Annotated in this window: 13 protein-coding genes and 1 pseudogene; 11 read left to right on the top strand and 3 right to left on the bottom strand. The window is 26.2% G+C overall.

Annotation, left to right across the window (positions count from 1 at the left end; genetic code table 11):
- Window positions 1-1,044: 1,044 nt before the first annotated feature.
- Window positions 1,045-1,308 carry a hypothetical protein gene (locus ACERKK_RS05955; RefSeq protein ID WP_373772168.1) on the top strand — a complete coding sequence of 88 codons (264 nt, stop codon included), beginning with the start codon at window positions 1,045-1,047 and terminating at the stop codon, window positions 1,306-1,308.
- 83 nt (window positions 1,309-1,391) lie between these two features.
- Here ACERKK_RS05955 and ACERKK_RS05950 read toward each other — a convergent pair whose 3' ends face one another.
- Together ACERKK_RS05950 and ACERKK_RS05945 are read right to left on the bottom strand one after the other, a co-directional pair.
- The gene (locus ACERKK_RS05950) at window positions 1,392-2,048 is read right to left on the bottom strand and encodes an NYN domain-containing protein (protein WP_373772167.1); all 657 of its coding nucleotides are present in this window, start codon (window positions 2,046-2,048) and stop codon (window positions 1,392-1,394) included.
- Window positions 2,049-2,280: 232 nt separating this feature from the next.
- Window positions 2,281-2,502 carry a hypothetical protein gene (locus tag ACERKK_RS05945; RefSeq protein ID WP_373772166.1) on the bottom strand — a complete coding sequence of 74 codons (222 nt, stop codon included), beginning with the start codon at window positions 2,500-2,502 and terminating at the stop codon, window positions 2,281-2,283.
- 411 nt (window positions 2,503-2,913) lie between these two features.
- Here ACERKK_RS05945 and ACERKK_RS05940 point away from each other — a divergent pair, with 411 nt between their 5' ends.
- From ACERKK_RS05940 to ACERKK_RS05895, 10 genes and pseudogenes are all read left to right on the top strand, one after another.
- Window positions 2,914-3,225 carry a hypothetical protein gene (locus ACERKK_RS05940; RefSeq protein ID WP_373772165.1) on the top strand — a complete coding sequence of 104 codons (312 nt, stop codon included), beginning with the start codon at window positions 2,914-2,916 and terminating at the stop codon, window positions 3,223-3,225.
- Between the two features lie 172 nt (window positions 3,226-3,397).
- Complete coding sequence (locus ACERKK_RS05935; RefSeq protein ID WP_373772164.1) at window positions 3,398-4,699, top strand: ATP/GTP-binding protein; 1,302 nt, start codon at window positions 3,398-3,400, stop codon at window positions 4,697-4,699.
- On the top strand, window positions 4,686-5,387 hold the full coding sequence (locus ACERKK_RS05930) for an RloB family protein (RefSeq protein WP_373772163.1): 702 nt from the start codon (window positions 4,686-4,688) through the stop codon (window positions 5,385-5,387). The genes ACERKK_RS05935 and ACERKK_RS05930 overlap by 14 nt, the downstream gene beginning before the upstream one ends.
- A gap of 436 nt (window positions 5,388-5,823) precedes the next feature.
- Window positions 5,824-7,029 carry a nucleotidyltransferase gene (locus ACERKK_RS05925; protein WP_373772162.1) on the top strand — a complete coding sequence of 402 codons (1,206 nt, stop codon included), beginning with the start codon at window positions 5,824-5,826 and terminating at the stop codon, window positions 7,027-7,029.
- The gene (locus tag ACERKK_RS05920; RefSeq protein ID WP_373772161.1) at window positions 7,029-7,664 is read left to right on the top strand and encodes a hypothetical protein; all 636 of its coding nucleotides are present in this window, start codon (window positions 7,029-7,031) and stop codon (window positions 7,662-7,664) included. Before ACERKK_RS05925 ends, ACERKK_RS05920 begins: the two co-directional genes overlap by 1 nt.
- Window positions 7,651-8,703 carry an SAVED domain-containing protein gene (locus ACERKK_RS05915; RefSeq protein ID WP_373772160.1) on the top strand — a complete coding sequence of 351 codons (1,053 nt, stop codon included), beginning with the start codon at window positions 7,651-7,653 and terminating at the stop codon, window positions 8,701-8,703. The genes ACERKK_RS05920 and ACERKK_RS05915 overlap by 14 nt, the downstream gene beginning before the upstream one ends.
- A 270-nt stretch (window positions 8,704-8,973) precedes the next feature.
- On the top strand, window positions 8,974-9,975 hold the full coding sequence (locus tag ACERKK_RS05910) for a hypothetical protein (RefSeq protein ID WP_373772159.1): 1,002 nt from the start codon (window positions 8,974-8,976) through the stop codon (window positions 9,973-9,975).
- Window positions 9,972-10,724: a hypothetical protein gene (locus tag ACERKK_RS05905; RefSeq protein ID WP_373772158.1), complete on the top strand. Its 753-nt coding sequence runs from the start codon at window positions 9,972-9,974 to the stop codon at window positions 10,722-10,724. The genes ACERKK_RS05910 and ACERKK_RS05905 overlap by 4 nt, the downstream gene beginning before the upstream one ends.
- Window positions 10,725-10,868: 144 nt before the next feature.
- Window positions 10,869-10,970, top strand: coding sequence for an ATP-binding protein (locus ACERKK_RS05900; RefSeq protein ID WP_373772169.1), 102 nt, complete (start codon window positions 10,869-10,871; stop codon window positions 10,968-10,970).
- Between the two features lie 59 nt (window positions 10,971-11,029).
- Window positions 11,030-11,171: pseudogene (locus tag ACERKK_RS05895) on the top strand (IS256 family transposase); the annotation flags it as partial.
- Window positions 11,172-11,393: 222 nt separating this feature from the next.
- On the opposite strand, the gene ACERKK_RS05890 reads toward ACERKK_RS05895, so the two are convergent.
- Window positions 11,394-13,288: hypothetical protein (locus ACERKK_RS05890; RefSeq protein WP_373772157.1), on the bottom strand; the 1,895-nt coding region annotated here is incomplete at its 5' end.

The raw sequence follows: 13,288 nt of genomic DNA, 5'->3' as shown, positions 1-13,288 counted from the left end.
TATTTAAACAAATCACTTCGTTAAATTCAAAATTTTTTATTCATTTTTTCATAACCTTACTAGTTCTTTTTTTCTTCAAGTTTCGACTTGTCACAATAAAAACCTACTCTTTAAAATCATCTTTTTAAATGTAATATTTCCACTTAAATCTACTTGAAATAATTTCGATAATCTATTAAACATCAATACGTTATCTTCTTCAAACATTCTATTTTTGTCTTTTAAAACATTAGCTATTTTAAAAAAAATTGGAATATTTTCTTCTACTCTTTTAAACTTTTTCGCATCACTTTTTCTCTTCGCAACTCTTTAATTTATTTCTTCTAATTCTTCTTCTTAAAACAAATTGATTCTTTAGTTTTGTACAATAATGCATTTATAAAATTACATAGTTTGTATCTAAAATTATCTGTAAATAAATCATTAAGATTCATTGGTTAATTCTTCATATCTATTTAATTAATTTCTTTTTTTTAGTAGCATTCTTTTCTTCTATTCTTTTTGTGGAATCGTTAGAAGATTTTAATAAAACAATTTTCTCAAATGCTTTTTCAAATACAACTACAAAATCTTTTTTATTACTTTTTAAAAATATTTTTACATAAATGTAATTCATTTTTAATTTAAATTTTATTTCATTAATTCACTTTATTTTTTCAATTTAATTTATCTTTTACTTAATAAGAAAGATCTAAAAAATTTAACTATAAATTTGTTGTTTATCTATTGAAATAAGAGATGATTATTTTAATTAAGTTCTAACTTTAATGACTTGTTTTCTTTGTATACTTAAGCATAAAATTAACTTTTATTCGTTTAAATTTATTACATGAGTAACTAGTAATTCATCAATTAAATATTATTATACAATCTCTTATAATCTTGATGTGATGATTTTAATAAATTCCTCACATCACTTGCTACTTGTAAAAACTCTATACTGAATTGTAATATTTACATAATAATTCATTGAAAATAATAATTATTGTATATAATACAATTATGAATAAAGCTTGTATTTTATTATACTAACAAGAGGAAAAAATGAAAAAAAATATTATTGTAGCTATCTTAGCTGTTGCGTTATTAAGTGGTTGTGCTGTGAAGAAAACAGATAATTTAGCGGTTAAAACAATGAAACATACAGTTAATGCTCCTGCTTATGTTGGTGCAGTAGCAGTATTTGCAGTTATTGGTACACTTGCTCTTACAGCAAAAGGTGTAGTTGAAACAAAAAATCTAATTGTTGGTAAGTCTGAAAAAAAAGTAGATGAAATAGATAAAAAAGAAGAGATTGTTAAAAAATAATTTCAATTTAGAACTTATAGAAAACTAATGATAATTTATTTAAAGTAATAACAAAAGAGAGATAATTGCTCTCTTGTTAAAAATCAATTTAAAAGTTTTACAAAAAGAACACTTTTATTATTCCTATACTCAATTTTAAAATAATCATCATACTCCTTAATAATATCACTCCATTTTAATGCACCATAGTTCTGTGCATTGTAAGAGGAATTCTTATTCTTAAGATATATTGTTACATCTGATAAGTTAGCATATGAATCATCTTTTCTAGTATTCTTAATAGCATCTCTTAAAATATTTAAAGGTGTTTTCTTTTTTCTAGGTAGCTCGTAGAACGATGAAAAAGCTTTCCTAAAAGAATCAGGAGTCTTTACCTCTCCAAAACCTATAACTTCAATTCCCTTTGATTTTATATCAGCTGCAAGAACTGTAAAGTCACTATCACTTGAAACTATGACTATAGTATCAATCTTATTTACATATGTAAGATTAATAACATCTACTGTTAATTTAATATCGACAGCATTCTTTCCTGAAAGATTTGGGAAGATTTGAATAGGATTAATTGCAAACTCTTGTAGTTTTTCCTGCCAAGATTGAGACTGTGGATGACTCCAATTATGGTAAGCTTTTTTTATTATTACTTCACCAACCTTTGCTAGTTCATCAAATATTTCATCAACAAACTTTGCACTTATATTCTCTGCATCAAAAAATAGACCAATTTTCTTCTCCATCATTACTTATCCTTTATAGGAATAATTTTAGAAGAACAGGTAGTAATTATTAAGGGATTAATTAATAGGAAGGTAATAGTTATCATTGTGTGCCTCTAAAATGTATCCATAGCTTTTTACAGCTTATTATAATTTTAGTAGATGGAACAAGATAAGCTTGTTTTATGAAACAGAGCTTCATAATAGCTATCCATGCAGTCACACATTTACTTGAATAATTCTAACGAAGTAGAACTTAAAATGTTTTATAAAAAGAAATATAATTTCTCCAGTTTAGAACATAAATACAATAGTGAAATCTAAATAGAATAAATTCAACAAGTGACATTAAAATTATTTCAAATCTTTTAAAATAGTCTAATGCAGTTGATGCTGATATGCCAACACTTTTAGCAATTCTTCTAAATGAAAAATCCATTTTATACTTTAACTTTAGTACCTCTTTTATTTGTTTCATAGAAACTCTCCTCATTATCACTCCTAAAGTTCTTTTTAGAAGTGTAGTTTAATTTGGAAAATATCTCAATCTTAACTAAAACTTACGTAACACTTTTTTATCAAAAGTGTTCGAATCAAAAGTGATACGGTGTTCGTATAGGAGTGATTTTTGCAATCTCTAAATTCTCTTGTGTATTTACTATTTCTCATTTTATCCTCACTAATTCTTATTTTAGCTCAGAATTTCTTTAAATTCTAAGTATGAATTAGTGTAGCCGGATCAATATCCTCTTTTATATAAAGTATGTATCACAGTAAATTCCTCTTTATCAATCATACTCACTCCAAATATTTTATTTAGAGTTTATTGTATTTATTTTTATTAATAAAGTAGTGCACTTTTACTTTGCACTACTGGTGTATTTTACCTTTGCACTTAACAATAAGTGGCTATGAAAGGTATGCAGTTTATTATTTTGAAGATATAAGAGTTAAAGACCAAGTTATGAGAGCCCAGTTTCAAATTGAAAATTCAAATGTTTCTAAAGCCAGAGAGTATAATAAGCTTATGCCTCAATTAGAAATATATAGATTTTACCCCAATATTGACTATATCATAGGTTTTATAGAACAATTGTACAGTGTAAAGAATTTTAAAATGATAATTAAAGAAGAGGAGTTAGTTTCTTCACAGATAAATGTTGCTCGTTACTCATTTGATTTTATCAGTTTAATAAGCTAATGGAATTAAATATTAAAGTACTACACGGAATAAGAAATAAGTCTAATCAAAAATCTTTTTTGCAATAAAATGTCAAGAAAGTCTATTTTAATGGTATTGATACTTAATTAACTTGATTTTTTTGCAAAAATATGCCAAAATATGCTTATTGATTAATAAAAAGGTTAAATCTATGCTAATTGAGTTTAAAGTTAAAAATTATCGTTCTATAAAAGAAGAACAAACATTATCGATGGTAAAGTCGAGTGCTAAAGAGTTAGAAGATACTAATACATTTACTACACCAGAAAAGAAAAAGTCAATAAAGCTACTTAACAGTGCGACTATTTATGGGCCTAATGCCGCTGGGAAAAGTAATTTGTTAAAAGCTATGAAGACTATGCGAGAATTAATTTTAGATTCTGATTCAAAGATAAAAAGAGGAACAAAATTACCTATCACACCTTTTTTATTAGATAGTGAAACAAAAAATGAACCAACAGAATTTGAAGTAATATTTATTTCTAAGAACGTAAGATATCAATATGGATTTATGGTAAACAGTGAAATGATATTAGAAGAATGGCTTTATGCGTTTCCTGAAGGAGCTTCACAAACTTGGTTTGAAAGAGAATATAAAGAAAGTAAAAATGATACAGAATGGTATTTTGGTTCAAAGTTTTCAGGTAATAAAAAGATATGGAGTGAATCAACTCGTAAAAATGCTTTATTCTTATCAACTGCTACACAATTAAATAGTGAGCAGTTAAAGCCAGTTTATGATTGGTTTAATGATACTTTTCACATATTAGAGAGTACAGTAAGGCTTGATCCTGGATTTACATATGACTTATATCAGAAAGAAAAGTATAAAAAAAGGATTAATGACTTTCTTAATGTAGCAGATTTAGATATTGAGGAATTAAATATTACAGAAGAAGATTTTGATTCAACAAGTTTACCTTCTGATATGCCAGAAGATATAAGAGAAAAAATCTGTGAAGATTTGAAAGATAAAAAAATGCTTGATGTAGTTTCTGTTCATAAGAGTTTACAAGGTGAGAGTATTCATTTTGACTTTGATGATGAATCTGATGGTACTAGAAAATTTTTAGCCTTTATTGGTCCTTGGATTGATTCTTTAGAAAGTGGGAATGTATTGGTAATTGATGAACTCCATGATAATTTTCACCCTCTAATGGTTAGATTTTTAATAGAATTATTCCATAACAAAGAAATGAATACAAGTAATGCACAGTTAATTTTTACTTCTCATGATACTTCTGTTATGACACAAGAGATTTTTAGACGTGATCAAATTTGGTTTTGTGAAAAAAATAATAAAGCAAGTGAATATTTTTCATTAATTGAGTTTAAACCAAGAAAAGGTGTTACTGATATAGAGAAAAGTTATTTTAGTGGTCGATATGGAGCATTACCATACTTTAAGAGTATCGTAAATTCTATGGAGGCTAAGACTGATGGGGAAGAGTAGAAAAAGAAGTGTAGGGACTAGAAAAAAACAAACTCGTTACACTGGGGACACTGTTTTAATAGTTTGTGAAGGGAAAGAAACGGAGCCAAATTATTTAGAAGAGTTAAAGCACCATTTTTCTTTAAACCAAGCTGCAGTTGTTGTTGACCCTACATCTGGTTCAGCACCAAATTCTGTAGTAAAGCATGCAAAAGATGAGATAAAAAAAGCTTGTAAGGCTGGAAATCCTTATGCAAAAGTTTATTGTGTCATTGATAAAGATCAGCATCCAACTTATGCTTCGGCTTTACAAGATATAAAAAACTTTAACGAAAGTGCACGGAAACAATGTGATACAGTATTATGTGCAATTACTTCTGTACCATGTTTTGAATATTGGATTTTAATGCATAATGTACAAACTACAAAAAGTTTTGGTACAGGAGGAAGTAGTCCTTGTGGACAGCTTATAAGTACAGCATTAAAAATACATATTCCTGGATATGAAAAAGCAAACAGAGCGTTATCAAAAACACTAATAGCACAAAAGCTTGCAACAGCTAGGGTAAATAGTATAGCAAGCTATAAAGCAGCACAAAGTGCAGGTACAGACGATCCTTCTACTAAAATGCATTTACTTGTAGATGAGTTAGAACATTTGAAACAAAACAAACATTTTACGGAAGATAGAAAAGGGTGTCCGCAGTGAGATACTTGATATTAAACACTATAAAGTTTGATGTTTATAAAACGATTATGAAAAAGAAACTATAGAATATATTGCAATATGCAATATATTCTATAGCTCTTTAAAAAAAATAGTAGAATTAACCATGTTAAATAATGGAGAGTTTTCTAAATACAATTTAATATAAGGAGTATGATGAAATAAAAGCAAGTTGATATTTGAACACTGAAAGTTATTGTTTTAAGCGTATAACCTGACGGCAATCAGGTTACTTACACGCTTTTCTATAAATTAAGTGTTACTAAAATCGGTTATATTAGTACAATTAATCTATACGAAGTTTCAAAAAGATTATAGTTTAATGTACATGAAATTAAAATAAATGAGATCTTGAATCTATTATTTTATTCAATATATCCTTTTTTGTAACACCAACCTATGAAAAAGGAAAAAATATATGAGTAAAACTCAAACAAATGCTTTACCTATGAAAATAGTTGAAGAACTTACTAAAGGGTTAGATATTACTGATTCTATGTTTAAAGAAGCAGAGAAAAAGTATTATGCAGTTGCAAAATACTTAGGAGAATCTACAAACCCACTATTACAAGGTGCAGATATATATCTGCAAGGTTCTATGAAATTAGGAACGGTTGTAAAACCTCATAAAAAAGATGAGTTTGATATAGACCTAGTAATACTTTTACCTAATGTAAACTCAAGTCATAATTCTGACATGATTCATAAAATAATTGGTGATAGATTAAAAGAAGACAAGTCTCCATATAAAGATATTTGTGAATCTAAAAATAGATGTTGGACAATCAATTATAAATCTGAATTTCATTTAGATATTACACCAGCAATAAGTAATGCTTTTGTAGAAGCAGAAGTATTTCACTATACAGATACTGCAGAATTAGTTCCTGATAAGAAGTTAAAAGAGTGGAAAGATAGTAATCCAAAAGGATTAGCTAAATGGTTTTCTGATATTGCTAAGTTAATGCCTATCTTTGTTTTAAAAAGGTTTGTATCATTTGATTCTGCTCTTTCTGTAAAAGCTATTAATGAGAGTTATACAGTTGAAGATATTCCAGATAATAATGAGTTTAAGGGATTATTGAGAAGAACAATACAACTTTTGAAAAAACATAGAGATTATTATTTTATAGAAAGAAAAGAAGCTCCAGAAGAGTACAAACCAATCTCTATATTAATTACAACATTAGCTACAAAATCTTATGAAAAAATTGTATTTGATAGAGTAGAGTATAACTGTCCATTTAAAATGATGAAAGATATTGTAGGGCAGATGAATCTGTTTATAAAGAAAGAAGATGGATTTAAGGTTGCTAATCCAACAAATGAAAAAGAGAATTTTGCAGAAAAGTGGAATGATGATATTGAATATGCTAAAGCATTTGGACAATGGCAAAAAGCAGCTTTTGAAGAACTTGATGAACTTCAGAAACAAAGTGGTATTGATACGATTGGGAGAGTTCTTGAAAAATCTTATGGGAAAGATTCTTCAAATAGAGTTATTGAATCTTTCAATAAAGAAGTAAAGGATGGTAGAGATATTGGAAAGATTGCTACTGGTATTCTTACTGCATCTGAAGCTACTGTTACAGTAAAAGAAAATAAATTCTTTGGAGTACATTAATGGGAGTTGGTAAATTTGGTCATAAAGGTACCCTCTTAGCTAAACAAAGATTTATCTTTTTATTAAACTATTTGGATAGAGCTGGAATAAAGGACTATAACAAGGGAGAGGTACAAAAGAAAATAGGGATAACTAGAAAATTATCAATTATTAATTGGGTAGAGTTTGACTTGCAACCCACATCATTAAGTAGAGTGTATAAAATCTTACTTGTCTATATTGAAGGTTACAGCCCTTATGCTTATGTATTAACCCCTTCATTAAACAAGTTAAAAAAAGACAATACGCCAATCCCTCATCTATACGATTATGAGAGGTATCGATTGTGTTTACACTATCCTCATTTAAATGAGTATAGTCAATATGAAGAGATTGGACAGCAATATGTACCTTGGATTATTCACTGGTTGTACTATTTTGAAGAATGGCTTTATACTGGAGAATGGAAAGGAGGAGGTGTAGAACCTGGAGATGAGATTGATAGAGAATTGAATCCTAAATATAAAAAAGAAAATACTTCTTCATCAAAGAAAAAAGAAATTGGTACTTTTGTAACTGCTATAGATGAAGCAGACAAAATATATGATAGACGATTAAAGAAATTATTAAAGGAGTTTGTACATGAAGCTGCTTAATAAAATTATAGATTATATATTTCAGTACTTGATGTCAAGAAAATTGAGTGTCTATAAAGTAGGTTTAACTTTAGTTGTACTCGGGACACTATTTTTTGCAACAGGTTCATATAATTTCACTTCTGATAGTTTTTCTTTTAGATGGGATAATACCAGTTCATTAATTGAATATGCGGTTGGTTCTTTTTTAATTGTTTCAGGTGTAGTTCTGATATTTAAGAAAAATATAGAAGACTCAAGGATTGCTTCTAAGAAAGAGAATTTCTTATATTATATTAGTGATTCAGAGCTTGATTCAGAAGAAAGTTTTAAAAAAAGCTTTCTTCCTGAGGAAGGAAGAACTAATTTGTCAAAAGTTGAAAGAAAAATCAATACTTATAAAATAGATGATGTAATTGATAGTTATACTAATGATAAGAAGTTTGAAGTTAAGCCAAGAAGTAAAAATAAGTCTGTAGAGAATACGTATATTGCAGGGTTAGGCGGATTCCCTCATTTATATCTAATGGGAAGTAACTTTGGTAGTGCATATGCTTCAAAGGTTTCAATTCTTGACTTTAATAGAGATAAGAAGGTTTGGTATATACCAAATCAAGATGGAACTAGAATAAAGTATAGAGTTAACTTTGAAGATATTAATCTTGAAGAGAAAGTTAATGAATTGAAATACAATGGTAAAGATGAAGTAGGAATCGCTATATCTAACTCTTTTACAATTGAAAAGGATAGTATCCCAGAAGAATTATTAGATGATACTTTGTTTCTAGTATTGGAAGATTCATTAGGTATAAATAATGTTGAAGGTCAAATTACTCAAGAATCTCTTTTAGAACAATTGACAAATATAATGGGTGAGCTAAGTAATAAGAAAAGTAAGATTCACTTATTCGTATCAGCAAGAGCATCATTTTGTATAAATTTAGGTACTCGATATATGCCTAAGACTTATCCTACTATTGTACTGCACAATTATAACAAGGATTCAAGAAAAAGAGATTGGTATATTGAGTTAAAGAATGGAGAAGTAACAAAAGGTTAGAATAAAAGTTAATTCCAATACAAGGAGGCAGTTATGGCAGAATTTATTGCCAGCATACTTGTATATGGTGTTTTGAATTGACTCACTAAGGAAGAGATATTCCCCAATAAGGCGTTAGACTGATGTGGATACACTAAATAGGACATAGACAATCAATACTTTTTATACAACAACAATTTATATAAACTTAGTATATTATTAATATAACCTTAAAGTTTATCATGTAACATATGTTATGTTAATTAGATTTATTTTATGTTATAATAAAATATGGAAAATTTAATAAATACATTAAAAGAGATATTACATTTAAAAGTTTATAAGAAAGATAGCAAATTAAACTATGCTAAGTCTATACCTTTTATAATAAAAAAAAGTTATGATATAAGTGTTATAAAAATAGAAAATATTGATTGCCTTGTTCTTACTACAAAAGATGAAGATATAAAATCAATTAAAAAACATTTATCGCTATTCTATGAATCTTTAGTTATGCCAATCATTTTAAATATTCTTGATATAAGTAGTTCAACAAAAAGATATTTAATTGATAATAATATATCTTTTGTATCAAAAGAAACAATTTATTTACCCCAATTACTTATATACATTAATGATATTTCAAATAAACAAAAGATGAAAAAAAATACTAAGATATCAAAACTTGCTCAAATGATTTTAATATCTGAATTATTAAAAAGTTACACTAATAGTATCTTAAATGATGAGATTAACATATCTAATAGTGCAAAAAAATTTAATGTAACACCAATGAGTGCAAGTAGAGCGTTAAAAGAACTTTATGAGTTTGAATATTTACATCTTAAAACTATTGGTAGAAAAAAAATATATTACATAAATTCTAATATTGATATTAATGAAATATTACTAACACTAAAAAATCCAAAAATTGAAGATATTTATATTAATAGTAGTGATTTAAGATATTTTGACAATAGAATATTATCATCATATAGTGCATTATCTCACTATACAAATATTATTAATAATGAAGATATTTATGCTGTTGATAAAGAATACTTTACAAAATATATTAATAGAGATAATCAAATTGAAATTTATAATAAAAGATATGATAACGATCTAATTCAAATTGAGTTATGGAGATACCAACCTAATTTAATTCAAGAAGATATTATTGACCCCATTTCTCTCTATCTTTCAATAAATGAAAACTTTGATAAAGAAGATACACGATTAAAAGATGCGATAGATGAACTATATAATAAAATTCAAGGAATAATATATTGATACAAGGAATAGAAAAATTTAAAGATTACTTCAAAGAGGATATAAAAAACTATGTAATTATTGGTGGACTAGCAACTGCTTTAATTGCAGAAGACTTGGGTTTTATAGTTCGTGCAACAAAAGATATTGACTTAGTTGTAATATCTAAAAATGATGAAGAATTTATTAAAAAAATACTTCGATTTGTAAAAGAAGCAAAATATGAAACTAAGCAAAGAACTAAGAATGATTCAAAGCATAATTTATTTAGATTTTTAGATAGTGAAGATAAATCATATCCTGAACAATTAGAATTATTTGCTATCCATGATGAGGATTCAGCAATTGTAACGGATGGACATATTATTCCCATCGAAACTCCTGAATTTTATGATTATTTATCTGCTATTTTGTTAGATAGAGATTATTTTAATTTATTAACTCAATATACTACAAATATGGATGGCTTACATATAGCAACACCTGAAGTGCTAATACCACTTAAAATTCATGCACATTTAAATCTAATAAAGGGTACATCAAATTACGATGGTAAACATCTAAAAGATGTAATAAGACTAACTTCTTTTTTAGATGGAGAAGAAAAAGTTCAACTTAATGGAAATCCCAAAAATGATTTTATTAAATTTATACCAATTTTTGAATCTTTAGAACAAGATAAAATCAATAATATATTTAAAAGTATGAGAAGTTCATCTTTTTCTAAAATAGACTTAATTGATTTAATAAAATATACTTATAATGATTAAATATCTACATCTTATCCATTGGTTTTATAAAATAAAGTTAATGGATGTGTGGAGTGACAACTAAAATACAGACATAGAAAATAAAAGAGGAGTATTAAAAACTTAGTGTCAAATCGGTAGAATATTAAATTCTAAAGGAAGGACATATTTAAGAACAGCAATATAAGAAGGTTAATTCATCATTCACATTTAATAAATATTACAGGAGAAAGCTATAGATTAAAACAAAAAATAGAAGCAGGATAATAAGATGTTTCTAATAAATGGTATTATTTTGCACTGCATATTGGTGTATTTTTAGGTCGCACCAGACATTTAGAAAACTCACTAAAACAAAAGGTGCTTATGAAAGTTCAAAATGGTCAATGCCTATTAGGAATTGGAGTTTAACACTTTTCAATTGCTTATATTTTTGAAGGGAGATTAGATGGAGATTTAAATATATGATTTACAAGCTCATCTTTTTTTGTTCCATAATCCCTTTAGGTTTGTGGAATTTTGAAGTTTTTAGTTTTTGAACAATTTGTGGAACATGGAAAACTAATATAACTGCTTCGTGTTCCAAAATCTAGAGGTTGAGGAAAAGATTATCCAGAATTTTATGTCCTATTTCTTGTTGCCAGATCAATAGAAGTTATGACAACATTATCTTAAGTACAAATGTTTATTTTATTTTCTTCTTAAATCAACTAAATATTCACTTAAAATATTAGATTCATTTAATGGTAAACTCATCACTATATTTTTCAGTGTAACTTTTAATAAATTTCTATTTAAATCAGTTTCTATTTCTCTAAGCAGATTAGCAAAATATAAAATTCTGTCTTCAATTTTATCACTTGAGCCGATGGATAAATATACTAAAATATCAAAATATGGACTTAATTCTTTTTCTGTATTATAAAGTATACATTTAGATATAACTTCAGTTTTAATCTTTTCATGCAATTTTTTATCTTTTAAATAAATATTTTGCTTAGAAATAAAATTTATAACTATAATATAATATTTATCATCAACCTTTTTAAAATTGATGTTATTCATTAAATCCAATAAATCATTTCTATTCTCTTTATAAATACTCTTATTACCAAATATTGCACTTAAACCATTAAAAAGGACAATCTTTTCAGGAAATTCTTTTAAATCATTAACCGTATTATCAGAAAATTTCATCAAAAAACTATTTGAGAAATAATTCTCTTCATTCTCAAATACATTATTAAATAAACTTTCATAGTCTTTATTCATAAAAGAATTACATTTATTATCAAATAAACTAAAATCCTTAAATAATTGATATGAAGGTATTTTATTATCTTCCATAAATGCAAAATCTTTAAATACAGAGATATCAAAACATAAATTATCTGTTAAAGAGTAATTCAGTCCCTTAAATAGAAAACTAATACCATTAAGTTCCAAAGGATGAAGTACATTTGTTCTATTTTCAAAATCAAATATCTCACGACTATCAAATTTTGTTTTTTGAGTGAATATCTTTTCTAGTTGTTCTATATCAATACCTAAAGCTAAGAAATTTCTAAAAACCTTATCAGTATGTCCAAAACTCAACATATATAAAAGATTTCTTTCAATATCAAACTCTTTTTTGAATCTATAATACATATATTTATATACAGCTAAATAAGCTTTTATTTCAACTAACGAATTCTTAGAAAATTCATTTAATATTCGTCTTATTACTCTTTTTGCAAACTTCTTATTTCTTGCCGTATTATTTATCAACTTAACTAAATGGAATATATTTAAAGGCGTAGCAACTACTTTACTATATTCTTTCAACATATCTATTTGTTTTTTATGGCTTAAACTATTTACTTTTATAAAGACTTGCATAGTTAGTTCTTGAGGTAAAGCAAATAATTTATGTAAGGAAGTTGCTAAGTGCTTGTCTTTTAAAAGTTCATTTATATACATCTTCTTATTTTTACTATAATCATCAATAAGTTCAAACCTAAAATAATTCGATATTAAAGATATATTTTCAGGAACAATGTAATTAAAATCAATTAAGTTTGTTTTTTTTGATTCATCAAAAAGAGAATAATAATAGTGTTCAGGACTTAATCTTTTATACTTTTCAAGCTCTTCAAATCTTTTTAGTGGATTCTGAACTGATTGAATTTTTTTTATAATTTCTTTTTTTCGACTTTTTTTATAGTCAAACCATTCATCATTATTATCAATAATTTCTTTTCTTATATTTTTATTTTGAGATAATATATAAAAGACATCAGAGAAATTTTTTATATCTAATGTCTTTAAATTTTTAATCAAAATTTCATTATTATCTAAATATATGTCAAAATTCTCAAATCTTGCTTTTATTCCTTTATTTAAAACATTTTCAATTTCTATTAAAAGTTTATCTAAATCAACAGTCTTATCCCATAATTGCATAGGATATACAAAATCAAATTTTTTCCTAATATTTACATCTTCAATTAGCTTATTTCTTATTTTAAAAGGAAGTCTTTTTATAAAACTTAATTCTAATGTAAGTAAAGCTTTTTCCTCTTCTCCTTTATATTTATGCTCTT

Source organism: Poseidonibacter sp. (assembly GCF_041821165.1).
Lineage (GTDB): Bacteria > Campylobacterota > Campylobacteria > Campylobacterales > Arcobacteraceae > Poseidonibacter.
This window is presented reverse-complemented; position numbering and strand designations above follow the sequence as displayed.

What these genes read in the sequence shown, in the direction of transcription:
- ACERKK_RS05930 (WP_373772163.1), top strand. Translation starts at nt 4,686, where the DNA reads ATGGGGAAGAGTAGAAAAAGAAGTGTAGGGACTAGAAAAAAACAAACT.
- ACERKK_RS05955 (WP_373772168.1), top strand. Translation starts at nt 1,045, where the DNA reads ATGAAAAAAAATATTATTGTAGCTATCTTAGCTGTTGCGTTATTAAGT.
- ACERKK_RS05950 (WP_373772167.1), bottom strand. Translation starts at nt 2,048, where the DNA reads ATGATGGAGAAGAAAATTGGTCTATTTTTTGATGCAGAGAATATAAGT.
- ACERKK_RS05945 (WP_373772166.1), bottom strand. Translation starts at nt 2,502, where the DNA reads ATGAAACAAATAAAAGAGGTACTAAAGTTAAAGTATAAAATGGATTTT.
- ACERKK_RS05915 (WP_373772160.1), top strand. Translation starts at nt 7,651, where the DNA reads ATGAAGCTGCTTAATAAAATTATAGATTATATATTTCAGTACTTGATG.
- ACERKK_RS05935 (WP_373772164.1), top strand. Translation starts at nt 3,398, where the DNA reads ATGCTAATTGAGTTTAAAGTTAAAAATTATCGTTCTATAAAAGAAGAA.
- ACERKK_RS05920 (WP_373772161.1), top strand. Translation starts at nt 7,029, where the DNA reads ATGGGAGTTGGTAAATTTGGTCATAAAGGTACCCTCTTAGCTAAACAA.
- ACERKK_RS05910 (WP_373772159.1), top strand. Translation starts at nt 8,974, where the DNA reads ATGGAAAATTTAATAAATACATTAAAAGAGATATTACATTTAAAAGTT.
- ACERKK_RS05925 (WP_373772162.1), top strand. Translation starts at nt 5,824, where the DNA reads ATGAGTAAAACTCAAACAAATGCTTTACCTATGAAAATAGTTGAAGAA.